This is a genomic window from Brucella pituitosa (genome assembly GCF_003049685.1).
Taxonomy (GTDB): Bacteria; Pseudomonadota; Alphaproteobacteria; order Rhizobiales; family Rhizobiaceae; genus Brucella; species Brucella pituitosa.
Map to the genome: position 1 here is coordinate 387,091 of NZ_PYSY02000001.1, position 26,269 is coordinate 413,359.

Here is a 26,269-nt window from a genome sequence, read left to right on the forward strand (position 1 = left end):
GGAAAAATGGTTGTAAAAGTTCTCACTGCAAACCGGCTCATCGATGGACAGGCTGTGTGGCTTGGCGCTGACGGATCATGGCAGGAAACGATTGATGGTGCGCTGGTTGCCCGTCATGTGGAAGCAGTCAGCGCACTAGAAGAAGCCGGGAAAATTGCAGCGAAGGCCAATCTGGTTGTCGATGTGAATGTGATTGATGTCGAAGAGCGTGACGAAGGGCTTTATCCCATTCGCCTCCGCGAGCGCATCCGGCTCTCCGGTCCCACCATCATTACGCTTGGTCAACCGGCCCTGAAAAAAGCCTCCTGATCTGAATATCGGAAGTAAATATGTATCGTTATGATGAATTTGACCGCGACTTTGTTGCGGCCCGTGTTGCACAGTTCAAGGATCAGGTTGGGCGTCGCCTTTCTGGCGAATTGACGGAAGACCAGTTCAAGCCTTTGCGGCTGATGAACGGTCTTTATCTGCAATTACATGCCTATATGCTGCGTGTTGCGATCCCTTACGGCACATTGTCGAGCCGCCAGCTGCGCAGGCTTGGCTCCATTGCGCGCGATTATGATCGCGGTTTCGCGCATTTCACAACGCGTCAGAACATCCAGTATAACTGGCCAGCACTGAAAGATGTGCCGCAAATTCTGGAAGAACTGGCCGAAGTCGAAATGCATGCGATCCAGACTTCGGGCAATTGCATTCGCAATGTGACGGCAGATCATTTTGCAGGTGCAGCTCATGATGAAGTAGCCGATCCGCGCCCGCTGGCAGAAATTCTACGCCAGTGGTCGTCGCTGCATCCGGAGTTTTCCTATCTGCCACGCAAGTTCAAGATCGCGATTGTCGGTTCTGAACATGATCGTGCAGCCATTCAGGTGCATGACATCGGCCTGCAGCTTAAGAAGAACGAAGCAGGCGAACTGGGCCTTGCCGTCTATATCGGTGGCGGACAGGGGCGTACGCCGATGGTCGCCAAGAAAATCCGTGATTTTCTGCCGCTTGAGGACATGCTGACCTATGTGACGGCTATCGTCCGCGTCTATAATCTCTATGGACGCCGCGATAACAAATATAAGGCGCGCATCAAAATCCTCGTTCATGAAACTGGCGTGGAGCCGCTGGTGGAAGAGATCGATGCCGAGTGGGAACAGATCCGTTACGGTGATCTGAAACTGCCGCAGCGTGATATTGATGCGATTGAAAGCTATTTCCGGATGCCGGATTTACCACAGCGTCCCGAAGGCTGGGAAATTCTGGCGGTCACGCAGAAATCCGACGCTGATTTTGCGGCATGGACCAAGCGCAATGTTACGCCACACAAGAACCCGGACTATGCCGTCGTCACGATTTCGCTGAAACCTATTGGCGGGATTCCGGGCGATGCGAGTGCGGAGCAGATGGAACTGGTGGCGGATATTGCCGAAACCTATTCTTTTGATGAAATTCGCGTCAGCCACGAGCAGAATCTGGTCCTGCCGCATGTGGCGAAAGCGGATCTTCCTGCTGTCTACGATCTACTTCAGTCGGATGGTCTGGTTACAGCCAATGCCGGGCTGATCACCGACATCATCGCATGCCCCGGCCTTGACTATTGCGCGCTTGCCAATGCGCGTTCGATCCCGGTTGCACAGCGCATTTCAGAGCGCTTCGGCGACCAGCAGCGCCAGCTTGAAATCGGCGATCTCAAGATCAAGATTTCCGGTTGCATCAATGCCTGCGGTCATCACCATGTCGGCCATATCGGTATTCTTGGCGTCGAGAAAAAGGGCGAAGAGCTTTACCAGATCACGCTTGGCGGCTCGGCGGACGAGCATTCGTCGATTGGCGACATTACCGGACGCGGATTTTCATCCGAAGAAGTGGTCGATGCCATTGAAACCGTGGTCGATACCTATCTCGGTTTGCGCGAAAACAACGAAGAGACTTTCCTTGCTGCCTATCGCCGGGTGGGTATGGAGCCGTTCAAACGCGCGCTTTATGGAGAAGTGAGCCGTGCGGCCTGACCTTGATCCCAATTCAGATCAGATAGCAGAGGCGCAAGCCCGTCTGCTGGAGGGGAGCCATGGGGCTTCCTCTCCGCAAGAGGTGATTGCGCTCAGCACGCGCGAACTCTTTGATGGGCGCATTGCAGTCGTTTCATCATTCGGTGCTGAATCGGCTGTGCTGCTGCACATGATTTCTGAGATCGATCCGGCAACACCGGTTCTGTTTCTCGATACGGGCAAGCATTTCCGCGCAACGCTCGATTATCGGCATGATCTCGTGGATCGGTTGGGTCTTCTCGATGTGCAGGATATTTTGCCGCTAGAGGAAAACGTGAAAGCCGATGATCCGTTCGGTGCCTTGTCGATGACCGACAAGGATCGCTGTTGTTTCATTCGCAAGGTGGAGCCGATGGCGCGCGCTGTCGCGCCTTATGATGCATGGATGACCGGCCGGAAACAGTTTCAGGCCTCGACCCGCAATGCTTTGCCGGTTTTTGAATCAGTTGGCCCGCGTATTCGTATCAATCCGCTTGCGCGTATGAGTGCCGACGATTTGCGTGCCTATGCGCGCATGCACGATCTCCCCGTCCACCCGCTGACAGAGCAGGGGTATCGGTCCATCGGCTGCATGCCCTGCACACGACCGGTAAGCGACGACGAAGATCAGCGCGCAGGGCGCTGGGCAGGATCAGAAAAGACCGAATGCGGCATCCACTTGACCGGTCTTACGGATAGCCTGAAAAACCTAGGAGCTTTGGACCAGAAATGAGCGAAACCACACCTGAAACGAAGCTCTGGTCTGAGCAAGGCTTTCGTGAAGATGACTATATTTTTGCGGATGATCTGGAAACCGCAGGTGATGCACCTGCGATCATCATCCCTTTGGCCGTCTGGCTGGGGCTTGATGAGGAGAAGCGCCGTTCTTCCAATCGCCGTATCGGTGTGTCGGTCACGCCGGGTGAGAAGATCGAGCCTTTGCTCGATCATCTGGCAAGTCTGCCAGTCATCGCTTTGCAGTTTCCAGCTTTCAATGATGGACGCTCCTATTCAAAAGCCGAAGTTCTGCGTCGTGCAGGTTTTGAGGGCGAATTGCGTGCGACAGGCGACGTGCTGATCGATCAGGCAGCGCTTATGCTGCGCACTGGCTTTGACAGTCTTCAGGTGACCAACAAGGTCGCGCAAAGCCGCCTTGGCGAGCAGCGTCTCGTAGACACACCGGGCTACTATCAGCCCGGTCGTGGTTCGGTGCAGCAAGAGGGTGGATTTGCCTGGCGGCGAATTAAGGCTGGCTAATTCTTAGCAATCACCTTTTTGTAGTTTTGCTTGTTCGCTTGATGGGGTAGATACGCCCCATCAAAGCATTTCCAGCAAAAGTGCGAAGCGGTTTTGCATCGGATAATGCGTCAAAATAAAAAGATAGAGCGGTTCGAATGGTTTCATGTTGACCAGAACCGCTCTGGATTTGGAGACAAGACGTGATCCGCCACATTGTTTTCTTCAGCGTCAAGCCAGATCAGGACATCGATGTTGTCCGTAAGGGTTTGGAGCAGTTGGGCACTATTCCTTATTCCGACGTGTTTGAAGTCCTGCCGAATTCCAAGGTCGACCCGATGGGCAACGCGATCGACCTCGTTGTCTATGCCGAATTTAAGGATGAGGAAGCGCTTTTCGCGTACAAAAGCCATCCGACATATGACGCATCTACGCAGTATGTACGTCCTATGCGCGAGCTGCGCTTCTCGGCAGATGTCGTGACCGACAAGAGCTGACAGGCTTTATACCCAATCTGGCTTTGACAGAAGGTGACAGGCATATGTTTATCGTGTTTGCAGGTTTGCCGGGTGTTGGAAAGAGCACGATTGCACATAAACTGGCGGGCATTTTGCCCGCTTTTTATTTGCGAATTGACACAATTGAAAATGCAATCGTTGCTGCCGATGTGCTTTCACAGCCAGGAACTGCAGGTTATTTGACCGCCTACCGGCTTGCTGCGGATAATCTGGCGATTGGGCACACGGTCATTGCAGATTCTGTAAACCCTCTCAAAATTACGCGCGATGCCTACGGGTCTGTGGCGATTTCCGCGAAAGTGCCGCTCACGGAAGTGGAAATCATCTGTTCCGATTTAGCGGAGCACAAAAGACGCGTTGAGACACGTCGGGAGAAGTCTCAGGACCCCTCTCACCCGACATGGAGCTCTGTTCAGTCTCGGGAATATGCCCCCTGGGATAGATCACGTCTTGTGATCGATACAGCGTCGGTCTCAACCAATGATGCCGTCGGATTGATCGTAGAACAACTGCGTCAATCGGGTTGGCGGAGTTTGCGTAATTAGTCTTCGGGTGTCGGTCGTGCCTGCAATGGCAGGCCACCGAACAAATCCGGTTCCGTCGATGTTCTGGCGCGTTCGATATTGAGCAGGCGCAGCTTGGTCGCAGTACCTCCCGCAGCCGAAAAACCGCCGACCTTGCCATTGGAGCCCAAAACCCGATGGCAGGGCACGATAATCGGAAAAGGGTTTTTGCCGAGCGCATAGCCCACCGCCTGTGAAAGACTGACATCGCCCAGCCTGCGCGCGATTGCGCCATAGGTGATAGTCTCGCCAGCTTTGAGTTCCAGAAGGACTTCGTAGACCCGGCGATTGAGGTCGGGCACCGAATCAAGCGCGAGTGGTGTCGCGGAGAAATCCGGATCACCGCCTTTAAGAAGTATGCGAACTTTGTCGATAGCTTCTGTGACGAATGGCGGTGGCGTTTCATCTTCGGTATCAGAAAAGCGGTTTTTCAGCCTGTAACGCGTCTCATTTTCATCTGCATCACCGATTTCCACGCCGACGATTTTGTCTGCATGCCAGGCGATGCCGCAAGGGCCTATCGGTGTTTCGAAGATGTTGAGACCAGACGATTCCATGGCTGCAATCATAACATGAGTTGGGTTTCTGCGAAAACGCCTGCGTGAAAGTCGTAATAATTGCAGCGGATCATGCTGCGAAATGGTTGAAGAACGAAGCAAATAGTGATTGTGTGAGAATAACCCGCCAATGACATGGGAAATGACCATGTCTTTAAATGGCCAAATGAATGAGCGATATCTTCTGGCGCGCGTTTGGCGTGATCGGGACGAGGAATTTTAGATGGACGATTACGAACGCTATGCCACAGGGCTGATGATCGTGTTTGGCGCGCTGATCGTCGGCGCACTGATGGCGGCCAATCTTTACCATGGCGACAAGCCCGGTTTTCTTTTTGCGCTGGGTGCGGCGGTGGTGGCCTGGTTCTCTGCCTTTGCCGTGCTTTTCGATAAACCTCGCATTTATGGCGTTATGATAGCCATTGCGATTGGATTGGTCGCAGCATCTATCGGGGCTTTCGTAACCTGATCTTTGAGATATTCACTACTATGGAAAAGCCCCGGTTTGTCCGGGGCCTTTTTGTTTAGAGCGCGTTTCGATCTGATTGGATCAGATCGGCGCTCTAAATATTTGTTTTAACGCGCATCTTTGTCCGAAAACCGTTTCACACTTTTCGGGATGCGCTCTAAATATAAGGCGAATAGCACTGACGCCGTGGTCCATAGTTGGGCTGAAACGTATTGTCATAGGCGCGGTAAGAGCGATACCGATTGTAACACCAGCGCACATGCGCGTTGCCACCGCGATACATCGGTGCCGAGCGATAGCGGGGTGGATGGCGATAGATCGGTGGTGGCCCCCAATCGCGGTAGTATGGCCGATAATGGGGGCGATAATGCCTGTAGCCATCCCGATAGCGTGGCCGATGATGGCGCCAATGGCGTCTATCGCCGCGGTAATCGTAATATTGCACCTTCTCGACCGGAGCTTGTGCGCCGGGTGAGGTTGTAGGTGCGATGAGCGTTGTTGGCTGTGCCGCATCGGCGCTTGCTGTTATGGCTGGCACGCCTATGCCGAGTGACAGACACGCTGCGAAGAAGGAAGATGCAAATCTCTTCATCGGATTCTCCCTAGTATAGAGGCTTTGTTATCAACGTCCCTGAAACCCATTTTGCTCCCGCAATGTGGCGGGTAGGTGGCTGGTAAAACTCACTTTTTCTTCTCAACGGCAATAGTTTGGTGAGGACACGAACAGCGATTCAAAATGAGCCACTCGAATTGACATAAAGATATGTTTATGTCATTAAATGCACCTCGTGTGCTGTGGGTTCATGCAGAACCGTCAAACGCGCGCGCTATGAAGTAATCTACGCATCGCGTTTACTGAAAATCCTTTGCGGATTTCGGGCGGTGTTGTAGCGATGAAGCGTATCTGAATACAGGTGGTAATCCCCTATGACGTCTTCCCTCGATAATCTTTTTGGTTCAACGGCGGCAAAGCCGGACGGTTCGGAAGTGCTTGCAGCACTGACCAAAGCCGCAAGCGAGCGCATTCTGATTCTCGACGGTGCCATGGGTACGCAGATTCAGGGACTTGGCTTTCACGAAGAGCATTTTCGCGGCGAGCGTTTCGGTGCCTGCGATTGCCAGTTGCAGGGCAACAACGATCTTCTGACACTCACCCAGCCAAAGGCGATTGAAGAAATTCACTATGCCTATGCAATGGCTGGCGCTGATATTCTCGAAACCAATACATTTTCCTCGACCACCATCGCGCAGGCCGACTACGGCATGGAAGATGCCGTCTATGAACTGAACCGCGACGGCGCGCGTCTTGCGCGTCGCGCGGCTCTCCGTGCGCAGCAGAAAGATGGTCGCCGCCGCTTTGTTGCAGGTGCTTTGGGACCGACAAACCGCACCGCGTCGCTGTCGCCGGATGTCAACAATCCGGGCTATCGTGCGGTGACATTCGATGATCTGCGCATTGCCTATGCCGACCAGATTCGCGGCCTGATCGATGGCGGCTCCGACATTATTCTGATTGAAACCATCTTCGATACGCTGAACGCAAAGGCCGCCGTTTTTGCCGCCGAAGAAGTGTTCATCGAGAAGGGCGTGCATCTGCCGGTGATGATTTCCGGCACGATCACCGATCTTTCAGGCCGCACGCTTTCCGGCCAGACGCCAACGGCATTCTGGTATTCGCTGCGCCATGCCAAGCCTTTCACCATTGGGCTTAATTGCGCGCTCGGTGCCAATGCAATGCGCGAACATCTCGCGGAAATTGCAGGCATTGCCGATACATTTGTCTGTGCCTATCCGAATGCGGGCCTTCCGAACGAATTCGGCCAGTATGACGAAAGCCCGGAGGCTATGGCCGCGCAGATCGAAGATTTTGCGCGCGAAGGTCTCGTCAATGTGGTTGGCGGCTGCTGTGGTTCGACACCGGACCATATCCGCGCAATCGCTGCGGCTGTTGCCAAGCATCCGCCGCGCAAGCCGGTTAAGGTGCCGCCGCTGATGCGCTTGTCGGGCCTTGAGCCTTTCACACTGACCAAGGATATTCCTTTCGTCAATGTCGGCGAACGTACCAACGTCACGGGTTCAGCTCGTTTTCGCAAGCTGATCAAGGCTGGCGATTATTCGACAGCGCTCGATGTGGCGCGCGACCAGGTGGAAAACGGCGCGCAGATCATCGACATCAACATGGATGAAGGTCTGATCGACAGCCAGAAGATCATGGTTGAATATCTCAACCTGATCGCGGCAGAGCCGGATATCGCGCGTGTTCCAGTGATGATCGACAGCTCCAAATGGGAGGTGATCGAAGCTGGCCTGAAATGCGTTCAGGGCAAGCCGATCGTCAATTCCATCTCACTCAAAGAAGGCGAAGAAGCCTTCCTGCATCACGCACGTCTGGTGCGCGCCTATGGTGCGGCGGTCGTCGTCATGGCATTTGACGAAACGGGACAGGCGGACACAGAAGAGCGCAAGGTCGAGATCTGTACCCGCGCTTATAAAATTCTGACCGAGCAGGTTGGTTTCCCGCCTGAAGACATCATCTTCGATCCGAACGTCTTTGCGGTCGCGACCGGCATTGATGAGCACAATAATTACGGCGTCGATTTCATTGAAGCGACGCGCAAGATCACCTCGACCTTGCCGCACGCCCATATTTCGGGCGGTGTATCAAACCTGTCCTTTTCGTTCCGAGGCAATGAGCCGGTGCGCGAAGCGATGCATGCCGTCTTCCTCTATCATGCCATTCAGGTCGGCATGGATATGGGTATCGTCAATGCCGGACAGCTCGCGGTCTACGATACGATTGACGCGGAACTGCGCGAAGCTTGCGAAGATGTGGTGCTGAACCGTCGTGATGACGCGACGGAACGACTGCTCGAAATCGCGGAGCGTTTCCGCGACAGCGGCACAAAAGAAGCCAAGACGCAGGATCTGAGCTGGCGTGAATGGTCGGTCGAAAAGCGACTTTCGCATGCGCTGGTCAATGGCATTACCGAATATATTGAAGCCGATACCGAAGAGGCCCGTCTGGCGGCAGCGCGTCCGCTGCATGTCATCGAAGGTCCGCTGATGGCTGGCATGAATGTGGTTGGCGATCTGTTCGGCTCGGGCAAAATGTTCCTGCCGCAGGTGGTGAAGTCCGCCCGCGTGATGAAGCAGGCTGTTGCTGTGCTTCTGCCTTACATGGAAGAAGAAAAGCGCCTGAATGGTGGTGAAGGTCGTCAGAGCGCCGGTAAAGTGCTGATGGCAACTGTGAAGGGCGACGTGCACGACATCGGCAAGAACATTGTTGGTGTGGTTCTCGCCTGCAACAATTACGAGATTATCGATCTTGGCGTGATGGTGCCGACGCAGAAAATTCTCGATACGGCACGCGCTGAAAATGTCGATGTCATCGGGCTGTCTGGTCTGATCACCCCATCGCTCGACGAGATGGTGCATGTGGCGGCTGAAATGGAACGCGAAGGCTTCAACGTGCCGCTGCTGATCGGCGGTGCGACGACCAGTCGTGTGCATACGGCAGTGAAAATCCATCCGCGTTATGAGCAGGGACAGGCGGTCTACGTGATTGATGCCAGCCGTGCTGTGGGTGTTGTTTCCAATCTGCTGTCACCTGAAAACAAGGGTGCTTATGTTGAAGGCATTCGTGAGGAATATGCCAAGGTTGCGGCAGCGCATGCGCGCAACGAGGCGGAAAAGAAGCGTCTGCCACTAGCACGTGCGCGCGAAAACGCCCACAAGCTCGACTGGGACACCTACACACCACCAAAGCCGACATTCCTTGGCACCAAAACATTCGAGAACTACGATCTCGCAGAGATTGCGCGTTATATCGACTGGACGCCATTCTTCCAGACATGGGAGATGAAGGGCCGTTATCCGGCTATTCTCGAAGATGAAAAGCAGGGTGAGGCTGCGCGTCAGCTTTGGGCTGATGCGCAGGCTATGCTCGCAAAGATCATTGATGAGAAGTGGTTTGCGCCGCGTGGCATAATCGGCTTCTGGCCTGCCAATACAGTGGGCGACGATATTCGTCTCTTTACCGATGAAAGCCGGAAGGAAGAGCTCGCAACCTTCTTCACGCTGCGTCAGCAATTGTCGAAGCGCGATGGACGTCCGAATGTCGCTATGTCTGACTTTGTTGCGCCTGCAGACAGCGGCAAATCGGATTATGTCGGCGGCTTTGTCGTGACGGCAGGTATCGAGGAAGTGGCAATTGCTGAACGCTTTGAACGGGCCAATGACGATTATTCGTCCATTCTCGTTAAAGCGCTGGCCGACCGCTTCGCAGAAGCCTTTGCCGAACTTATGCATCAGCGCGTTCGTAATGAGTTCTGGGGCTACGCACCGGGTGAAGAACTGTCCAATGATGATCTGATCCACGAGCGTTATGCAGGTATCCGCCCGGCACCGGGCTATCCCGCACAGCCAGACCATACGGAAAAGAAGACCCTGTTTGAATTGTTGGATGCAACCACACAGACTGGCGTTGAGCTAACGGAAAGCTACTCCATGTGGCCGGGTTCGTCCGTGTCGGGTCTCTATATAGGCCATCCCGAAAGCTATTATTTCGGTGTCGCCAAGGTGGAGCGTGATCAGGTTGAGGATTATGCCGAGCGTAAAGGTATGAGCGTTGAGGAGGTCGAGCGCTGGCTTGGGCCGATCCTTAACTACATTCCCGGTCAGACACCGGAGCCGATTGAAGCTGCTGCTTGAGTAATTTATGAAATAATAATGATAAAGCCCCGCAGTGCGGGGCTTTTACATTTATTTACTAAAATTCTATTTATAGAGAATAAATATTGGTTTTGTGAAAGCGACGTAAGAACTTGAAACCATTCTGTATAGATGGCTCAGGAATCATGTGTTATGTAATACAGGTGGCTTACGGTTTTGTAGTCGATGATTTGAATTCGCGGATTCCGGCGCCATAGAATCCCTTCAGTTTATATTTGTTTGTCTGGCGGAGTTTTAGAGCGCATCCCGAAAAGTGTGAAACGGTTTTCGGAAAAGAGGCGTGTCAAAACAAAATGTCAGAGCCCGATCTGATTCAATCAGATCGAAATGTGCTCTGATGCCGGAGTGTGCCTGCTTGCAGCGTTTTCAGAGTAAATATTGCTTCATAAGGAAAATGTTGGGATTTATGCGATGAAATGGGAAGATTTATACGAAAAGATACAATCATCCGACAATGCAGAGCAATTATTTGAACATGTTAGATCTTATGCTGAAGCGCTCGGCTTTCAATATGCTTCATATGCCATGTGTGTGCCGTCTTTAAACAGTGTTGCTCGCTGGGTGCGGTTTGAATCCCTGCCGGACGGTTGGCAGAAGCACTATGCCGCCAAGAAATATGCGGATATCGATCCGATTATCAGGCGGGGCATAAACAGCATCGAGCCTTTGGTTTGGTCGGCTCGACAATTTGCGGAGGCTCCACAAATATGGGCAGATGCACAAGTGTTTGGTTTGAAGGCTGGAATCTCCCAGCCGTGCTGGGCAGCTCAGGGCGTTTTTGGAATTCTTACATTCCTGCGCGAAAAACCGGCCTTGTCAGAAGGTGAAACCTCGTTTCTGCGTCGCCAGATGCAGATTGTAGCCAACCTTCTGCATCTCGCTATGTACGAACATGTCGATGTTCCAAGCATCAATTGTGTGGCAGAGGTTAATCTGACGGCGCGCGAGCGTGAGATACTGCGGTGGACGAGCGAAGGAAAGACTGCTGAGATTATCGGAAAAATCCTCAACATCTCAACCCGCACCGTTAATTTCCACATCAGCAATGTTCTTATAAAGCTTGTTGCGGTCAACAAGGTGCAGGCTGTCGCCAAGGCGCGCACTTTTGGTCTTCTGTAACGGTGCTTAATCCTTCGGCGGTCTTGCCCGAAGGACAATTTACTCCTCCAAAACCGTCTTAATACCACAAATTTAGTAGTATTTTCCGCAACTTGGGCGAAAATTGCACTTTTTGATCCGGCGCAAGTTTCTTCCTGCTTCGGGCTTAAAACAGGCAAGTTTTCGCTTAACCCTCTCGCAATACGCGATAGCATACTTTTCCTTTTGCTCTGTCTTTCACGACAATGCGCACAACGTGGTTTTACCACATCTGCGCCGGATCAAGGCATTCGCCCACCCTCCCGCGACCATCAGAGTGCATCCCGAAAAGTGTGAAACGGTTTTCGGGCAAGATGCGCTTCAAAGTAAAGTTAGTTAGCCGGTTTCCGGGAGAAACAGACGTGCATCATGCATCCCTGACCAAAAACCTGACGCATCTTGAGCGTCTGGAAGCAGAAGCAATTCATATTTTCCGCGAAGTTGCCGCGACCTTCTCCAATCCGGTGATGCTTTATTCGGTGGGCAAGGATTCCTCCGTCATGCTGCATCTGGCGATGAAGGCTTTTTATCCAGCTCCCCCGCCATTTCCGTTCCTTCATGTCGATACGACCTGGAAATTCCGCGAAATGATCGAGTTTCGCGATGCGCAAGCCCGAGAAAAGGGCTTTGAGCTGCTGGTTCATATCAATGAAGACGGCGTGCGCGATGGTGTCGGTCCGTTCACGCACGGCTCAAACGTCCATACCCATGTCATGAAGACAGTGGGTTTGCGGCAGGCGCTTGATAAATACAAGTTTGATGCCGCCTTTGGCGGCGCACGTCGTGATGAGGAAAAATCACGCGCCAAGGAGCGCATTTTTTCGTTCCGCAATGCACAGCATGGCTGGGATCCGAAGAACCAGCGCCCGGAAATGTGGAAGGTCTATAATACCCGCGTTTCCACTGGTGAATCGATCCGCGTCTTTCCGCTCTCCAACTGGACCGAGCTCGATATCTGGCAGTACATCCTGCAGGAAAACATCCCGATTGTGCCGCTCTATTTCGCGGCGCCTCGCCAGGTGGTCGAGCGCGATGGCATGCTGATCAAACTCGATGATGACCGCATGACTTTGCTGCCCGGCGAGAAGGTGGAGGAACGGCTGGTGCGTTTCCGTACGCTCGGCTGCTATCCGCTGACGGGTGCGATTGAATCAAACGCCACCAATCTTTCCGATATTGTCGAAGAAATGCTGATCGCCCGCACATCCGAGCGTCAGGGCCGCGCCATTGATCGCGATGAGGCGGGCTCAATGGAAAAGAAGAAGCGCGAGGGCTATTTCTGATGAACGCCGTATTGAAGCCTTCTGTAACAAGTGCGGCGGTCAGTGACTTTCTCGCCGATCAGGAACGCAAGACGCTGCTCCGGTTTCTCACCTGCGGTTCGGTCGATGACGGTAAGTCAACGCTGATCGGGCGACTTCTCTATGACACCAAACTGATCTTTGAGGATCAGCTTGCGACGCTGAAGAACGACAGCCGAAAATTCGGCACCACGGATGACGATTTCGACTTTGCGCTGCTGGTCGATGGTCTGGAAGCCGAACGCGAGCAGGGCATCACTATTGATGTGGCCTATCGCTTTTTCTCGACACCGCGCCGCAAGTTTATCGTGGCTGATACGCCCGGCCATGCGCAATATACCCGCAACATGGCGACGGGGGCTTCCACCGCCGATCTCGCAGTGGTGCTGATTGATGCGCGTCAGGGTGTGCTCACACAGACGCGCCGTCACAGCTTTATCGCTTCGCTTTTGGGCATCCGACACATTGTCGTGGCTGTCAACAAGATCGATCTGGTCGATTTCTCGCAAAGTACGTTTGATCGCATAGTTGCGGATTATATGAGCTTCGCCAAAGACCTGGGCTTTGCCAGTATTCAGGCCATCCCGCTGTCGGCACGCTTTGGCGATAATGTCAGCAGCCTTTCACCGCGTATTGGCTGGTATCAGGGGCCGTATCTTCTGGAGCATCTTGAAACGGTGCGTCTTGATACAGACGCTATCGGCAAGCCTTTCCGCTTTCCTGTGCAATATGTGAACCGGCCAAACCTCGATTTCCGGGGTTTTTCCGGCACCGTTGCGTCTGGATCGATTGCCGAAGGCGATACGGTCGTGGTCGCAAAGTCGGGCAAGCAATCGAAGGTTAAACGCATCGCCACCTATGACGGTGACCTACCGCGTGCAACGGAAGGGCAGGCGGTTACGCTGGTTCTCGACGACGAGATTGAAGTCTCTCGCGGCAACATGCTGGTGGGTGCAGAAGCGCGGCCTGAAGTGGCAGATCGCTTTGCGGCCGACATCGTCTGGTTCGGTGAAGAAGCTTTGCAGCCGGGGCGCTCCTATCTGCTGCGCACCGAAACCGATCAGACGCCGGTGACGATCAGCGAGATCAAATACCGCACTGACGTCAATACATTTGCCCGCGAAGATGCGGTGCATCTGGATCTTAATGAAGTGGGGCTCTGCCATCTTCAGACGGCGGATCAGATCGTGTTTGATCCCTATTCGGACAACCGCGTGACGGGCGCTTTCGTGCTCATTGACCGGCTCACCAATGCAACCGTCGGCGCTGGCATGATCAATAGCGCGTTGCGTCAGGCAACCAATGTGCATTTGCAGGCTTTCGATCTCGATAAGCAGGCACGGGCATCGCAAAAATTCCAGAAACCGGCCGTGCTCTGGTTCACAGGTCTGTCCGCTTCTGGCAAATCCACCATCGCCAACAGGCTGGAACAGCGGCTTCATGCGCTGGGTAAGCACACCTATCTGCTGGATGGCGATAATGTGCGTCATGGTCTCAACAGCGATCTTGGCTTCTCTGATGAGGACCGGGCCGAGAATATTCGCCGTGTTGGCGAGGTGGCGGGGCTAATGGCTGATGCCGGGTTGATTACGCTGGTCTCGTTCATTTCGCCGTTCCGTTCCGAGCGGGACCGCGTGCGATCTCGTCTGCCAGAGGGTGAATTCATTGAAATCTTTGTCGATACGCCGATTGAAGAATGCATGGCGCGTGATCCGAAAGGGCTTTATGCGCAAGCGCTTCGCGGTGAGATCAAGGCTTTCACCGGCATAGATTCACCCTATGAAGCACCGCTTTCGCCAGAGCTGCATCTCAACACTGCAGGCCGTGACATTGACGAACTCGTCGCGGAAGTAGAAAAGTATCTGGCCGAACGTGGTGTTATCGGCAGCTATGGCAGTGATTCCTGGTCGATTTGAGAAAATGAAAATATCCGCCTCACCAAAAGCCGATCCTGACGGTCAGACACTTCTTGCCGCTTTGCAGGACGCAACGCTTGAGGCGGGGCGCGTGATCATGAAGCATTATGCTAACGGTTGCGCGGTTCATTCTAAGAAAGATCAGTCGCCGGTTACGGAAGCTGACCACGCCGCAGAAGCCGTAATCCTGTCGGCTCTCGCCTCTGTTGCTCCTGATATTCCGGTTGTTGCGGAAGAAGAAGCGGCTGCCGGTCGATTGCCTCAACATTTGGGCCGGCGGTTCTTCCTGATCGACCCGCTTGATGGAACGCGGGAGTTTCTGCTGCGCAATGGCGACTTCACAGTGAATATCGCGCTGATAGAAGACGGTGCGCCCGTGGTTGGTCTGGTCTATGCACCGGTGCGCAATCTCCTCTATGTGGGAAGCTCTGATGGTGCTGTTGAAATCGTGACGACAGCCGATCATGCTGCCAAAAGTCAGCGATCGATTAAGGCGCGCATTGCTCCATCCAAGCGCATCGTAGTGTGTAGTCGTTCCCATATTACAACGGAAACAGAGCAGTTTCTGAAAGCCAACCAGATCGGCGATAGTGTTTCTGTGGGGTCTTCACTCAAGTTTTGCATGATTGCGCGCGGCGAGGCTGATTTATATCCGCGATTTGGCCCGACGATGGAGTGGGATACGGCGGCAGGTGACGCAGTGCTTCGCGCCGCTGGTGGGATGACCACCACGTTTGATGCGCGTCCACTGACTTATGGCCAACGGTCCGATGGCACAGTGCAAAGCTTCGCAAATCCCGATTTTGTCGCCTATGGTGCAGGAGCGGCACCGGTTTTTGCTTAAAAACAGGGTGTAAAAGGCCCTCTCTGGAACTGATAAGCCAGCTAATCGGGATATGCACTCAAATGATTGAAAAAAAGCCCGACACGCCCCTTGCGACTTGAAAACGGCAGCGCTATAAGCCGCTTCACGGTCGGGCTTGTGAGAGTCACGATCAGATGGTCACGGAGCGTAGCGCAGCCTGGTAGCGCACCTGATTTGGGATCAGGGGGTCGGAGGTTCGAATCCTCTCGCTCCGACCATTTTCTCCCCACGATGTTATAAAATTATCCGTATTTGTCAGCAGGCGACGTTACTTCGTTCTGCCAAAGACTGACATTCGCATAAATTCTCCATCATATTCAGCAATTTCGACCAGTCTTTGCCTGTCGAGAATTTCAACCTTGTAAGATCTGAACAAAACGAGCCCTTCTTCTCGTAACTCACGCATCATGCGATTGAGGTGAATGGGGGTCAGGCCGAGGGCATCTGCGAGCTGATACTGTGTGAGTGGGCAATAAAATGAGTCCGGCTCACCCATTCCGCAGGATTTGACGCGATCCGAAAGCTCCAGCAAAAGATGCGCGGTGCGGACAAAAGCGCTTCGGCAGCCGACATTCGTCAGATGTTCAATGAGCATTGAGCGCTGACGCGAGAGAAGTTCAATGAAGATCATGCTCAGCTTGGGAATCTGCCGGACTGTCTTCTCCAGCGACGTCAGCGGTATTTCATAAACAGACATCGGTGTGATCGTCTTGATCGTATTGTAGCTGTAACCGTCCGCGGTTCTGAGCCCAACAAAGTCACATCGCATGGGAAAATCGATGATCTGACGCTCGCCACTCGAAAGGTCGCGATAAACGCATCCCCAGCCTGAACGGACCAGGTGAACGCTTCTGATACAAGCGCCCTGATCAATGATGACGGTATCGGCAGCGTAACTGCTCTCGGAAATGACGAGAGACTGCAACGCTTCTCTTTCCTGCGTGTTCAATTTGGCCAGAATTGGAGGGGATTCCAATAAACTAACCAATCCGTCGATCATCAGGGCGGTGGTGTTCTGGTTACCACTATGCATCTTCTGCCTATGCCCAACGAAAGTTATAGAATTTGTAACTTTCTGTTCCCGAAGTCGTTCTTATGGCGACTACATTTTTTTATAAATTGCTAACATAAGTTAATGACACGTTTATTTGACGATAGCAATATTTAGACCAGTCTTCATCGGGGTTGGCAATAAAAATCCTAATAAACTAGCGCAGTTTTTGGCATGACTAGTGTTTTGCGTTGAATGCAAACCTGAGTAACAGGGGAAACTAAGCAATGTTGGAAGTCAGAGAACAATACTTATGGGCAGCACCTGATGGCAGTAGTGACGGAGTTTCTATTGCTGTAGGTGGGCGAACAAGAGAAGCGGGACACTCGACCGGTTTGCCTTTGCAGAACGAACCACATCTGATGCTCGTTTGTAAAAGCAATCTGGAGCGGGAGTGTCTTTTCAACGGACTAATGATGAACGGACTTAAACTTCCGGTCGTCAGCTATGCATCTATCGATAAGAACATGTCATTGAATGGTGCAATCGTTATCCTCATGCATATCGGCTCAAAGCGCCTCGCCGATCCATTTTTTTCCGATGAGGTAGAGGCTGCGGTGAAAGCATGGTATCCGATACCGCTTGTGCTCCTTGCCGAACGCGAAGAGTGGTCGCAGGTTTTGCGTGCGATGGAAATAGGAGCACGCGGCTATATTCCGACATCGGTTGACATCAAGATCTGTGTGGAAGCAATTCATCTTGCCCTGGCAGGTGGTATGTATGTGCCGGCTTCGATGCTGATGAAGCCGCCGTCGCAGGATTTGAACGATGATGTGTTGGGCGAGCTATTGACGGTACGCGAGATCGAAGTTGTTCACGCGATCCGGGTGGGTAAGTCCAATAAGATTATTGCATTCGAACTTGGTATGAGTGAAGGCACGGTAAAGGCGCATGTACATAACATTATGAGAAAGATCGGTGCTGCTAACCGCACTGAAGTCGCTTGCAAGCTGCATAAAATGTACGGCAATAAATTCAGCGAGGAATGAAGTTATTCGCATGCATACATATATATTCTGGAAACTATGAAGCGCCGGACTGACAAGCTCAGCCGGCGCTTCATAGTTTTCGGAGCCCTGTATGCCATGTATAACGCAGAGCTTGTTCTGCGTTTAAATAGAAGGGTAGGGGCAGATTTTCACCTGCCCCTAAAGAATGAGAGTGGGTATCCTTTGAGGGGTCTCTCATTCTTTTCTGAGCGAGAGTAAACGCGATGGCCTCCCGCTACAGTCTTTCGAGTTTTAGTTGGTATCTTATTTTTTTAGTATGATAAAAGCGCCAGTATCATTTATTTTGTTGTTTCCATTTTACGTACGAAAAGGATTATTCTGATATTATAAAAATTTTAAAATCTGTGAATATGAATGTTATGATATTTTGTACATACAATGTGTAAGGTGTTGGTGATTATTAAGATTTAAAGCTATCGTTTGGATGTTCCAAGACCAGTCATTATTACCTTAGTTTTTCTTCTACACGAAAGTTTATATCGCTTGATCTTGTCTGAAGCGCTTCGTTGGAGGGTAAAGGGGCTGAGAGCGCTGGCAGGCTTCAAATGTAACGTGAAAATCACAGGCGGATGGCGTCACTTTCCAACTGATTTGTCATCAAGCGGTTGCTTTCTCTTGCAAAACAGCGAAATTACGAACTTAAGGCATGTCGCGGAAAAGTGGGCACCGGTTTTCCGATAACGACATACCCGAAAATAAAGAGATAGAGCGTGCGCGGTGGGTACGATTAAATGCGACTCGCTCTGGTTAGAACAATTCATTGCCGGACACAAAATGCAGCTTACTCCTCGCCACAATGCAATTCTGGATATCGCCCGCCGACAGGGGCAGGTGCTGGTCGATGATCTGGCAGCCGCATTCGATGTGACACCGCAAACTGTGCGCAAGGATCTGAATGATCTCTGCAAGGCGCGCTTGCTGCGGCGCATTCATGGCGGTGCACTCTATCCATCCGGCGTCGAGAACATGGAATATGAGGCGCGCCGCCGGATCGCAGCGTATGAGAAGGAGCTGATCGGGCGGGCTGCTGCTGAAATGATCCCCGATGGTGCATCGCTTTTTATCAATATTGGCACGACGACCGAGGCGGTCAGCCACGCGCTCATTGACCATAATCATCTGATGGTCATCACCAACAATATCAATGTCGCCAATACGCTGCGTGTCTATCCTGAAATAGAGGTGGTTATTGCTGGCGGTGTCGTGCGCGCCTCTGATGGCGGTATTGTCGGTGAAGCTGCGGTTGACTTCATCCGTCAGTTTAAGGTCGACTACGCAGTCATTGGCGCCTCAGCGATGGATGAAGATGGCGCACTGCTCGATTTCGATTTCCGCGAAGTGAAGGTCGCTCAGGCCATCATCGCCAATGCACGGCACGTGATTCTCGTGTCCGACTCAACCAAGCTGGAACGAACAGCACCGGTGCGTCTGGGTCATATATCGCAGGTCCATACTTTCATCACTGATCGCTGTCCGTCGCAGCAACTGCGCGATTTATGCCGGGAGAATGAGGTTGAGCTCATTGAAACGGCGGTTGACTTGCCTGCTGCTTAATTCTTTAAGCCGAAATCGGATCAAGGTAAAATTATGCAGCGAATTTAAACTGTTAGAGCGACGTCTGTGCGCCCTGTAGGGCCTATGAGGTTCTAATGGACAGAAAGAATCGCAGTTTCGTTTCATTTTCGTTTTGCTTTCGTATGAAATGAATTATATTCGCTTTGGTGGTTGGAGAAGGTCTTCAGGGTTCGCCATGGTGCAGAATAAAATATTTGACATTTTCGTAATCGGTGGCGGCATCAATGGATGCGGCATTGCAAGAGATGCGGTGGGACGTGGTTTCTCCGTAGGTCTTGCCGAGATGAACGATCTGGCAAGCGGCACCTCGTCGCGGGCCACCAAACTCATTCATGGCGGTTTGCGCTATTTGGAGCATTACGAATTCCGTCTGGTGCGTGAGGCGCTGATGGAGCGGGAAGTGCTGTGGGCCAACGCGCCGCATCTCATCCATCCGATGCGATTTGTGCTGCCTTTTCATAAGGGTGGTGTGCGTCCGGCCTGGCTTTTGCGCCTTGGCTTGTTTCTGTACGATCATCTCGGTGGCCGCAAGAAACTGCCTGCGACGCGCACGCTCGATATGCGAACCGACCCTTCTGCTGCGCCCTTGAAGCCGCTTTTCACCAAGGCTTTCGAATATTCCGATTGCTGGGTGGATGATGCTCGTTTCACTGCGCTAACCGCGCGTGACGCAGCAGATCGTGGTGCAATGATCCGCACACGCACCAAAGTCGTATCCGCTCGCCGTGACCATGAAGCTTGGACGGTAACGCTGGAAAACATTGACACGGGTGCGCGTGAAGAGGTTCGTGCCCGGCTTCTCGTCAATGCAGCAGGTCCATGGGCCGACAAGGTTTTGCAAGGTGTTGAGGGTGATCGCCAACTGCATAATGTGCGCCTGGTTCAGGGCAGCCATATTGTGGTGCGCAAAAAATTCTCTGATCCGCGGTCCTATTTCTTCCAGAATAATGACGGACGTATCATCTTCGCCATTCCCTATGAGGACGATTTTACGCTGATCGGTACAACCGATCAGGATTATCAGGGAGATCCGGCCAAGGTCGCGATCAGCGACAAGGAAACCGATTATCTTTGCGCTTGTGCCAGTGAATATTTCAAGGAGTCGGTGCGCCTCGAGGATATTGTATGGACCTATTCCGGCGTGCGTCCGCTTTATGATGACGGTGCGAGCAAGGCGCAGGAAGCAACCCGCGATTACGTACTAAAAGAAGATGCGCCGCAGGGAGCAGCGCCGCTGATCAATGTGTTTGGTGGCAAGCTGACCACCGCACGCAGGCTGGCTGAGCATATGCTTGAGAAGATTGAGCATCACTTGGGCAAAAAAGGTGCTCCTTGGACCCATGCCGCACCTTTGCCGGGCGGTGATTTTCAGGAAGTAGCCTTTGATCGTGAGCTTGAAAAGCTGAAAGCGGCTTATCCGTTCCTTTCTCCTATCCATGCCCGTCGTCTGTTCCGGCTCTATGGGACACGGGCACGCGCTTTGCTCGGCGAGGCCAGTTCGCTTGCTGATCTCGGACGGCATTTTGGTGCCGATCTCTATGAGGCAGAAGTGCGCTATCTCATTGAAAATGAATGGGCACATACGGCAGAAGATATTCTGTGGCGCCGTACAAAGCTTGGCCTTCGTTTGAATAGCTCTGAGGTCTCTGCGCTGCAAGCTTTTCTGAAGCCGGTGAAGGCTGCTTAATCCCTCACTTGCAACCCTCGATATAAAAAGTCATTATCCTTCCAGCAGGCGGTTTCCAGCCTTTCTGGGAGGAAAACATGGGTGCACCGCAAGACAGAATTCATGCTGACCGCATCCATTCCGCTATCGATACGGGTGGTGCGGCCCGCTCGGCTCTCGTCGCGTCATGGCGACGTTCTGCGCAGCTGCATGGGCTGGACCCGGCAGAGCTTGGTTCAGTTCAAACGCTCTCTGACGGCGAGTTTCGCAATGTACGCCAGCGTATGGAGCGTGTGGTCAACATAGCGCAAGCGAGCATGGATCGTCTTTATATGGCGGTTGGTGGCGTTGGTTGCTGTGTGCTTCTGGCTGACAGCAACGGCGTGCCGGTCGAGCGACGAGGTGCTGCGGGCGATGACGATACATTCTACGAATGGGGTCTGTGGACCGGTGCCGTGTGGAGTGAAGCTGTCGAAGGCACCAACGGAATTGGGACCTGTATCGCCGAACAACGGGCGCTGACCATCCACCGCGATCAGCATTTTCATACTCGAAACATAGGCCTTTCCTGTACGGTTGCACCGATCCACGATCATCAGGGTCGATTGATGGCTGCACTCGATGTCTCCTCATGCCGCAGCGATCTGACTGAAGCCTTTGTGCAGCTGATTTCCGTGGCGGTTATTGATGCAGCTCGCCGGATAGAGGCTGAAAATTTCCGTCAGGCTTTTCCGCAAGCACGCATCATGCTGGCTCCAAGTGCTGATCGCACTGGTGGCGCGCTGATCGCTGTCGACAAGGATGATCTGGTGGTTGGTGCGACACGAGCTGCAAGGCTTTCACTCGGTCTTACCGATGAAGCGCTTTCGACAGCACTCCCGGCTGCTGACCTGTTGGGTTGGCATGCCGATCCGCGAGAGGACATGGCGGAGTCTGAAAGAAGCGTTATCCTGCGGGCCATTGCGCGTTCAGACGGCAATGTTTCTTCCGCTGCCAAGCTTCTCGGTATCAGCCGCGCCACGCTTCACCGCAAGCTCAATCGGCTGAAAATCATTCGTCCGAACTAGATTTTGCATTCGGTTTTCCAAACTGTCTCATTATTGAGACACATTAATACTGTATAGTCATTGGTGTGGATGACTCCTCCCAAGAGCCGCGCCATCTTGGATCAAGAAACGCCGTAGGAGCGGCGTTGTCTTTGGGAGGAATGTCATGAACAAGGTAGAATTTCATCGCTCCGTAAAGCCGGAGTTTGCCAAGCGCTATGGCAATTTCATTGGCGGCAAATGGGTTGAACCCAAGTCTGGCCGCTATTTCGAAAACACATCCCCGGTCAATGGTCAGGTTCTGTGCGAAGTCGCGCGTTCTGATGCAGCTGATGTTGATGCGGCACTTGATGCGGCACACGCTGCCAAGGATGCATGGGGCAGAACCAGCCCTGCCGAACGCGCTGTGATCCTCAATAAGATTGCAGACCGGATGGAAGCAAATCTGCCGAAACTCGCAGCCGCTGAAACATGGGACAACGGCAAGCCGATCCGCGAAACCACAAATGCCGATCTGCCACTTGCTATTGACCACTTCCGTTATTTTGCCGGTGCAATCCGTGCGCAGGAAGGTGGTATTTCGGAAATCGACCACGATACGGTTGCGTATCATTTCCACGAACCGCTCGGTGTTGTCGGCCAGATCATCCCCTGGAACTTCCCGCTGCTGATGGCAGTATGGAAACTGGCACCAGCCCTTGCTGCCGGTAACTGCGTTGTGCTGAAGCCTGCTGAACAGACACCTGCATCCATTCTTGTACTGATGGAGATCATTGGTGATCTGCTGCCTGCAGGCGTGCTCAACGTGGTCAATGGTTTTGGTCTGGAAGCTGGCAAGCCGCTGGCATCGAGCCCACGCATTGCCAAGATCGCCTTTACCGGTGAAACGACGACCGGTCGTCTCATCATGCAATATGCCAGCCAGAACCTCATCCCGGTAACGCTGGAACTGGGCGGCAAATCGCCAAATATCTTCTTCTCTGACGTCACGGCAGAAGATGACGATTTCTTCGACAAGGCCATTGAAGGCTTTGTCATGTTTGCGCTCAATCAGGGGGAAGTCTGCACCTGTCCAAGCCGCGCGCTGATCCATGAAAAGATCTATGACGAGTTCATGGAACGTGCATTGAAGCGCGTGGAAGCTATTGTACAGGGCGATCCTCTTGATCCGGCAACCATGATCGGTGCGCAGGCATCCAGCGAACAGCTCGAAAAAATCCTGAGCTATATCGATATCGGCAAACAGGAAGGCGCAGAAGTGCTGACCGGCGGTGGGCGCAATGAATTGGCTGGTGATCTGGCGGGAGGCTATTACGTCAAGCCAACTGTCTTCAAGGGCACCAACAAGATGCGGATTTTCCAGGAGGAAATCTTTGGCCCTGTTGTTTCGGTCACGACCTTTAAGGACGATGCCGAAGCGCTCGCGATTGCAAATGACACACTTTATGGTCTTGGCGCAGGTGTATGGACGCGTGACGGCACGCGCGCTTATCGCTTTGGTCGTGCCATTCAGGCAGGCCGCGTCTGGACAAACTGCTACCACGCCTATCCGGCCCATGCGGCGTTCGGTGGCTATAAGCAGTCGGGTATCGGTCGTGAAAACCACCTCAAGATGCTCGACCACTACCAGCAGACCAAAAACATGCTGGTGAGTTACAGCCCGAAGAAGCTCGGCTTCTTCTAAAAAGCAAAGGCGGTTCGTGGCTTTCGCGCCTCGGGCCGCCCCCTCTCCTCGCAGTTTCATCGGTACAGTACGGCCTCACTTGCACTATTGATCTGAGGCTGTTCCCCCCTGTTTCCTCCCAGGAAAGGGGTGGGTCGGCAGGATCTATACTCCTGCCGGCTCGCCCAAAAACAGAAGGAACTTCCAATGGCAAAGACAATGAAAGCGGCTGTTGTCCGCGAGTTCGGCAAACCACTGACAATTGACGAAGTCCCAATTCCGCAGCCGGGAGACGGTCAGATACAGGTGGCCATTCAGGCATCCGGCGTCTGTCACACTGATCTTCATGCCGCCGAAGGCGATTGGCCTGTAAAGCCCAACCCTCCATTTATCCCGGGACATGAAGGCGTTGGCTTTGTTTCTGCAGTGGGTAAAGGGGTCAAACACGTCAAGGAAGGCGACCGTGTCGGCATTCCATGGCTCTACACGGCTTGTGGTCATTGCGTGCATTGCCTTGGCGGCTGGGAAACACTCTGCGAAGAGCAACTGAATACTGGCTATTCCGTCAATGGCGGCTTTGCTGACTATGTGGTCGCCGACCCCAATTTCGTTGGGCATCTGCCGAAGAACATCGAGTTCAATGAGATTGCACCTATCCTCTGTGCCGGTGTGACAGTCTATAAAGGCCTTAAAGTCACGGACACCAAGCCGGGCGATTGGGTGGTGATTTCCGGCATTGGCGGTCTTGGCCATATGGCGGTGCAATATGCCAAAGCGATGGGGCTCAATGTCGCCGCCGTCGATATCGATGACAAGAAGCTCGACCTTGCCCGCAGGCTTGGTGCGACCGTTACAGTCAATGCGAAGACGCATAATGATCCGGCTGCTTATATCAAAAAAGAAACTGATGGCGGTGCACAGGGCGTGCTTGTCACGGCCGTTTCGCCGAAGGCTTTTGAACAGGCAATCGGCATGGCTGCGCGCGGTGGCACGATTGCGCTCAATGGCCTTCCGGCGGGCGAATTTCCACTGTCGATTTTCAATATGGTGTTGAACGGCGTCACCGTGCGCGGCTCCATTGTCGGTACGCGTCTCGATTTGCAGGAATCCATCGATTTTGCCGCCGACGGCAAGGTTAAGGCGACCATCCGCACAGACAAGATCGACAACATCAACGCAATTTTTGATGAAATGCGCGCCGGTCAGATTGAAGGCCGTGTCGTGATGGACCTCACGCAGTAATCGGTTCATAGTTCAAATAGAGCCGCCGTAGTGATGCGGCGGCTTTTTTAGAGCATAATCCGACCGGAGTGAAACGAGGATCGATAAGATTATGCTTTGAATAAAAGCGTTTAGAGCGCCGATCTGATTCAATCAGATCGAAACGCGCTCTATGGGAGGAGGAAACCATGACCCAGCTCGCACAAGAACAGCAGGTTACTGCGACTGATGCAGCGCTTGAGCTCATAAAGGAATTGCAGGCCGAGTATGGGCCGATCATGTTTCATCAGTCCGGTGGTTGCTGCGACGGTTCTTCGCCGATGTGTTACCCGCAGGGCGATTTGCTTTTGTCTGATGCAGATGTGAAGCTTGGCGAGATCGGTGGTGCGCCATTTTACATCAGCGGCTCGCAATACGAAGCCTGGAAGCATACCGAACTCATCATCGATGTCGTGCCGGGGCGAGGCGGTATGTTCTCGCTCGACAATGGCCGTGAAAAGCGCTTTCTCACCCGCTCCAAGATATGTTCTATTTAAAGCATTTGAACCAAAAAGCACGTGAGCTATTTGCGTAGGATAATGCGATAAAACAAATAGTTAATGCGCGTCGCGCTTTAGGGCTTTGCCTCGATAGGCAAAGCAGCTAGTTAAATTATCGGGAATACCGGGGAGAGAGTACATATCGGCCATGGCCGCATCCAATAAAAGAGCGACAATCCATGATGTGGCGCGTCTTGCTGGCGTGTCTATCAAGACAGTATCACGGGTTTATAATGACGAACCCAATGTGCGCGACACGATCCGCGAGCGTGTGAGAGAAGCGGGGGCCGAGTTGCGCTATCGCCCGAATGCGGCAGCGCGCAATCTGGTTGAAAGACGCTCGCATCTCATTGGGCTTTTCTTTGAAAATCCGAGCCACAGCTATGTCACGGAATTGCAGAACGGCGCGCTTGATCGCCTGCGCGGCACCCGCTATCGGCTTTTGATCTTTCCGGTCGAAAATCGCGCCGATATTCGCGGTTCGTTGATTGAAACGGCCCATGCTTCCGGACTTGATGGCATAATCGTCACGCCACCCATGTCTGATGATCCAGAGATTTTGCAGGAATTGATTGCTTCCGCCATGCCATTTTCACGGGTGGCGGGTGATTTTAACGTGCATCCGACGGATAGTGTGGCAATCGATGACGCCGCCGCCACCGTTGACCTGATGGATTATCTTCTCAAGCAAGGCCACACAAGGATTGCCATTGTCATTGGTGATCTGACGCATCGTTCTGCGCAATTGCGTCTTGAGGGCTATCGCCGGATGCTTGACGATGCGGGCATTGAGCATAATCCCGATTATGAGGTTGGGGGCGGGTTCAGTTTCGCCAGCGGGCTGACAGCCGGCAGAAAACTGATGGAGCTGCAAAAGCGGCCAACGGCCATTTTCGCTTCCAATGATGATATGGCGGCGGCTGTTTTGCAGATTGCCTATGACTATAAGCTGGACGTGCCCGGCGATCTGACCATTGTCGGCTTCGATGACAGTGCTATCGCCAGCATGGTTTCCCCGCAGATTACGACCGTTCGTCAGCCCATACGCGAGATGACCCGTGATGCCGTGGATATGCTTTTGCAGCAGATCGAGAGTGGCGATGCATCGCCGTCGCGCCATGTCGAATATAAGCTGATTATTCGCCAGTCTTCCGGCAAGGCAGCAGAATAAAAAAGGGGCCGGTAAT

The 26,269-nt window shown here is 53.0% G+C and carries 23 protein-coding genes and 1 tRNA gene; 21 read left to right on the top strand and 3 right to left on the bottom strand.

The window, feature by feature from the left end; all coding sequences use genetic code 11:
* Positions 1-6: 6 nt before the first annotated feature.
* The 6 genes from C9380_RS01835 (at position 7) to C9380_RS01860 (ending at position 4,317) form a co-directional block, all read left to right on the top strand.
* Positions 7-309, top strand: coding sequence for a DUF2849 domain-containing protein (locus C9380_RS01835; protein WP_024898145.1), 303 nt, complete (start codon positions 7-9; stop codon positions 307-309).
* A gap of 20 nt (positions 310-329) precedes the next feature.
* Entirely contained in the window at positions 330-2,000 is a 1,671-nt protein-coding gene (locus tag C9380_RS01840) for a nitrite/sulfite reductase (protein ID WP_024898144.1), read from the top strand.
* Entirely contained in the window at positions 1,990-2,751 is a 762-nt protein-coding gene (locus C9380_RS01845) for a phosphoadenylyl-sulfate reductase (protein WP_024898143.1), read from the top strand. The genes C9380_RS01840 and C9380_RS01845 overlap by 11 nt, the downstream gene beginning before the upstream one ends.
* The gene (locus C9380_RS01850) at positions 2,748-3,275 is read left to right on the top strand and encodes a DUF934 domain-containing protein (RefSeq protein ID WP_024898142.1); all 528 of its coding nucleotides are present in this window, start codon (positions 2,748-2,750) and stop codon (positions 3,273-3,275) included. Before C9380_RS01845 ends, C9380_RS01850 begins: the two co-directional genes overlap by 4 nt.
* Before the next feature lie 182 nt (positions 3,276-3,457).
* Positions 3,458-3,751 (top strand): Dabb family protein, encoded by a 294-nt coding sequence (locus C9380_RS01855; RefSeq protein WP_024898141.1) that lies wholly within the window; start codon positions 3,458-3,460, stop codon positions 3,749-3,751.
* Between the two features lie 44 nt (positions 3,752-3,795).
* Positions 3,796-4,317 carry a P-loop nucleotide/nucleoside kinase family protein gene (locus tag C9380_RS01860; protein WP_128092874.1) on the top strand — a complete coding sequence of 174 codons (522 nt, stop codon included), beginning with the start codon at positions 3,796-3,798 and terminating at the stop codon, positions 4,315-4,317.
* On the opposite strand, the gene C9380_RS01865 is transcribed toward C9380_RS01860, so the two are convergent.
* Positions 4,314-4,892: a methylated-DNA--[protein]-cysteine S-methyltransferase gene (locus C9380_RS01865; protein WP_111785770.1), complete on the bottom strand. Its 579-nt coding sequence runs from the start codon at positions 4,890-4,892 to the stop codon at positions 4,314-4,316. The two genes, C9380_RS01860 and C9380_RS01865, sit on opposite strands and share 4 nt — an antisense overlap.
* Before the next feature lie 223 nt (positions 4,893-5,115).
* Between C9380_RS01865 and C9380_RS01870 the strand changes: the two genes are divergently transcribed.
* On the top strand, positions 5,116-5,361 hold the full coding sequence (locus C9380_RS01870; protein WP_024898138.1) for a hypothetical protein: 246 nt from the start codon (positions 5,116-5,118) through the stop codon (positions 5,359-5,361).
* Positions 5,362-5,518: 157 nt separating this feature from the next.
* On the opposite strand, the gene C9380_RS01875 is transcribed toward C9380_RS01870, so the two are convergent.
* Positions 5,519-5,953, bottom strand: a complete 435-nt coding sequence (locus tag C9380_RS01875; RefSeq protein WP_128092875.1) for a BA14K family protein — start codon at positions 5,951-5,953, stop codon at positions 5,519-5,521.
* A gap of 335 nt (positions 5,954-6,288) precedes the next feature.
* Between C9380_RS01875 and metH the strand changes: the two genes are divergently transcribed.
* The 6 genes from metH (at position 6,289) to C9380_RS01905 (ending at position 15,529) form a co-directional block, all read left to right on the top strand.
* Entirely contained in the window at positions 6,289-10,071 is a 3,783-nt protein-coding gene (gene metH / locus C9380_RS01880) for a methionine synthase (RefSeq protein WP_128092876.1), read from the top strand.
* 432 nt (positions 10,072-10,503) lie between these two features.
* The gene (locus tag C9380_RS01885; protein ID WP_128092877.1) at positions 10,504-11,211 is read left to right on the top strand and encodes a LuxR family transcriptional regulator; all 708 of its coding nucleotides are present in this window, start codon (positions 10,504-10,506) and stop codon (positions 11,209-11,211) included.
* A 380-nt stretch (positions 11,212-11,591) separates the two neighbouring features.
* Complete coding sequence (gene cysD / locus C9380_RS01890) at positions 11,592-12,512, top strand: sulfate adenylyltransferase subunit CysD (protein ID WP_128092878.1); 921 nt, start codon at positions 11,592-11,594, stop codon at positions 12,510-12,512.
* Positions 12,512-14,446: a sulfate adenylyltransferase subunit CysN gene (cysN, locus tag C9380_RS01895; RefSeq protein ID WP_111785740.1), complete on the top strand. Its 1,935-nt coding sequence runs from the start codon at positions 12,512-12,514 to the stop codon at positions 14,444-14,446. Before cysD ends, cysN begins: the two co-directional genes overlap by 1 nt.
* 4 nt (positions 14,447-14,450) lie before the next feature.
* Complete coding sequence (cysQ, locus tag C9380_RS01900) at positions 14,451-15,290, top strand: 3'(2'),5'-bisphosphate nucleotidase CysQ (RefSeq protein WP_128092879.1); 840 nt, start codon at positions 14,451-14,453, stop codon at positions 15,288-15,290.
* A 162-nt stretch (positions 15,291-15,452) separates the two neighbouring features.
* A tRNA-Pro gene (locus C9380_RS01905) sits at positions 15,453-15,529 on the top strand.
* Between the two features lie 50 nt (positions 15,530-15,579).
* Here C9380_RS01905 and C9380_RS01910 read toward each other — a convergent pair.
* Positions 15,580-16,344 carry a Crp/Fnr family transcriptional regulator gene (locus C9380_RS01910; protein ID WP_024898131.1) on the bottom strand — a complete coding sequence of 255 codons (765 nt, stop codon included), beginning with the start codon at positions 16,342-16,344 and terminating at the stop codon, positions 15,580-15,582.
* A gap of 245 nt (positions 16,345-16,589) precedes the next feature.
* On the opposite strand from C9380_RS01910, the gene C9380_RS01915 reads away from it, so the two are divergent.
* The 8 genes from C9380_RS01915 to C9380_RS01950 all read left to right on the top strand — a co-directional run bounded on the left by C9380_RS01915 (position 16,590) and on the right by C9380_RS01950 (position 26,253).
* Positions 16,590-17,351: a response regulator transcription factor gene (locus C9380_RS01915; protein ID WP_128092880.1), complete on the top strand. Its 762-nt coding sequence runs from the start codon at positions 16,590-16,592 to the stop codon at positions 17,349-17,351.
* Between the two features lie 795 nt (positions 17,352-18,146).
* Entirely contained in the window at positions 18,147-18,926 is a 780-nt protein-coding gene (locus C9380_RS01920) for a DeoR/GlpR family DNA-binding transcription regulator (protein WP_100559952.1), read from the top strand.
* Between the two features lie 196 nt (positions 18,927-19,122).
* Entirely contained in the window at positions 19,123-20,634 is a 1,512-nt protein-coding gene (glpD, locus tag C9380_RS01925; protein WP_024898127.1) for a glycerol-3-phosphate dehydrogenase, read from the top strand.
* A 77-nt stretch (positions 20,635-20,711) separates the two neighbouring features.
* The gene (locus C9380_RS01930; RefSeq protein WP_024898126.1) at positions 20,712-21,680 is read left to right on the top strand and encodes a GAF domain-containing protein; all 969 of its coding nucleotides are present in this window, start codon (positions 20,712-20,714) and stop codon (positions 21,678-21,680) included.
* Positions 21,681-21,825: 145 nt separating this feature from the next.
* Positions 21,826-23,343, top strand: coding sequence for an aldehyde dehydrogenase (adh, locus tag C9380_RS01935; protein WP_024898125.1), 1,518 nt, complete (start codon positions 21,826-21,828; stop codon positions 23,341-23,343).
* Between the two features lie 186 nt (positions 23,344-23,529).
* The gene (gene adhP / locus C9380_RS01940) at positions 23,530-24,564 is read left to right on the top strand and encodes an alcohol dehydrogenase AdhP (RefSeq protein WP_024898124.1); all 1,035 of its coding nucleotides are present in this window, start codon (positions 23,530-23,532) and stop codon (positions 24,562-24,564) included.
* A gap of 167 nt (positions 24,565-24,731) precedes the next feature.
* Complete coding sequence (locus C9380_RS01945) at positions 24,732-25,079, top strand: DUF779 domain-containing protein (protein WP_024898123.1); 348 nt, start codon at positions 24,732-24,734, stop codon at positions 25,077-25,079.
* A gap of 151 nt (positions 25,080-25,230) precedes the next feature.
* Positions 25,231-26,253 carry a LacI family DNA-binding transcriptional regulator gene (locus C9380_RS01950; protein ID WP_024898122.1) on the top strand — a complete coding sequence of 341 codons (1,023 nt, stop codon included), beginning with the start codon at positions 25,231-25,233 and terminating at the stop codon, positions 26,251-26,253.
* Positions 26,254-26,269 lie beyond the last annotated feature (16 nt).

Bases quoted from the DNA above. Each gene is read 5' to 3' on its own strand.
- C9380_RS01840 (WP_024898144.1), top strand. From the start codon at position 330: ATGTATCGTTATGATGAATTTGACCGCGACTTTGTTGCGGCCCGTGTT.
- adhP (WP_024898124.1), top strand. From the start codon at position 23,530: ATGGCAAAGACAATGAAAGCGGCTGTTGTCCGCGAGTTCGGCAAACCA.
- cysN (WP_111785740.1), top strand. From the start codon at position 12,512: ATGAACGCCGTATTGAAGCCTTCTGTAACAAGTGCGGCGGTCAGTGAC.
- C9380_RS01885 (WP_128092877.1), top strand. From the start codon at position 10,504: ATGAAATGGGAAGATTTATACGAAAAGATACAATCATCCGACAATGCA.
- C9380_RS01930 (WP_024898126.1), top strand. From the start codon at position 20,712: ATGGGTGCACCGCAAGACAGAATTCATGCTGACCGCATCCATTCCGCT.
- C9380_RS01865 (WP_111785770.1), bottom strand. From the start codon at position 4,892: ATGGAATCGTCTGGTCTCAACATCTTCGAAACACCGATAGGCCCTTGC.
- adh (WP_024898125.1), top strand. From the start codon at position 21,826: ATGAACAAGGTAGAATTTCATCGCTCCGTAAAGCCGGAGTTTGCCAAG.
- C9380_RS01910 (WP_024898131.1), bottom strand. From the start codon at position 16,344: ATGCATAGTGGTAACCAGAACACCACCGCCCTGATGATCGACGGATTG.
- C9380_RS01875 (WP_128092875.1), bottom strand. From the start codon at position 5,953: ATGAAGAGATTTGCATCTTCCTTCTTCGCAGCGTGTCTGTCACTCGGC.
- metH (WP_128092876.1), top strand. From the start codon at position 6,289: ATGACGTCTTCCCTCGATAATCTTTTTGGTTCAACGGCGGCAAAGCCG.
- C9380_RS01950 (WP_024898122.1), top strand. From the start codon at position 25,231: ATGGCCGCATCCAATAAAAGAGCGACAATCCATGATGTGGCGCGTCTT.
- C9380_RS01915 (WP_128092880.1), top strand. From the start codon at position 16,590: ATGTTGGAAGTCAGAGAACAATACTTATGGGCAGCACCTGATGGCAGT.
- C9380_RS01870 (WP_024898138.1), top strand. From the start codon at position 5,116: ATGGACGATTACGAACGCTATGCCACAGGGCTGATGATCGTGTTTGGC.
- C9380_RS01850 (WP_024898142.1), top strand. From the start codon at position 2,748: ATGAGCGAAACCACACCTGAAACGAAGCTCTGGTCTGAGCAAGGCTTT.
- C9380_RS01920 (WP_100559952.1), top strand. From the start codon at position 18,147: ATGCAGCTTACTCCTCGCCACAATGCAATTCTGGATATCGCCCGCCGA.
- C9380_RS01945 (WP_024898123.1), top strand. From the start codon at position 24,732: ATGACCCAGCTCGCACAAGAACAGCAGGTTACTGCGACTGATGCAGCG.
- glpD (WP_024898127.1), top strand. From the start codon at position 19,123: ATGGTGCAGAATAAAATATTTGACATTTTCGTAATCGGTGGCGGCATC.
- C9380_RS01835 (WP_024898145.1), top strand. From the start codon at position 7: ATGGTTGTAAAAGTTCTCACTGCAAACCGGCTCATCGATGGACAGGCT.
- cysQ (WP_128092879.1), top strand. From the start codon at position 14,451: ATGAAAATATCCGCCTCACCAAAAGCCGATCCTGACGGTCAGACACTT.
- C9380_RS01860 (WP_128092874.1), top strand. From the start codon at position 3,796: ATGTTTATCGTGTTTGCAGGTTTGCCGGGTGTTGGAAAGAGCACGATT.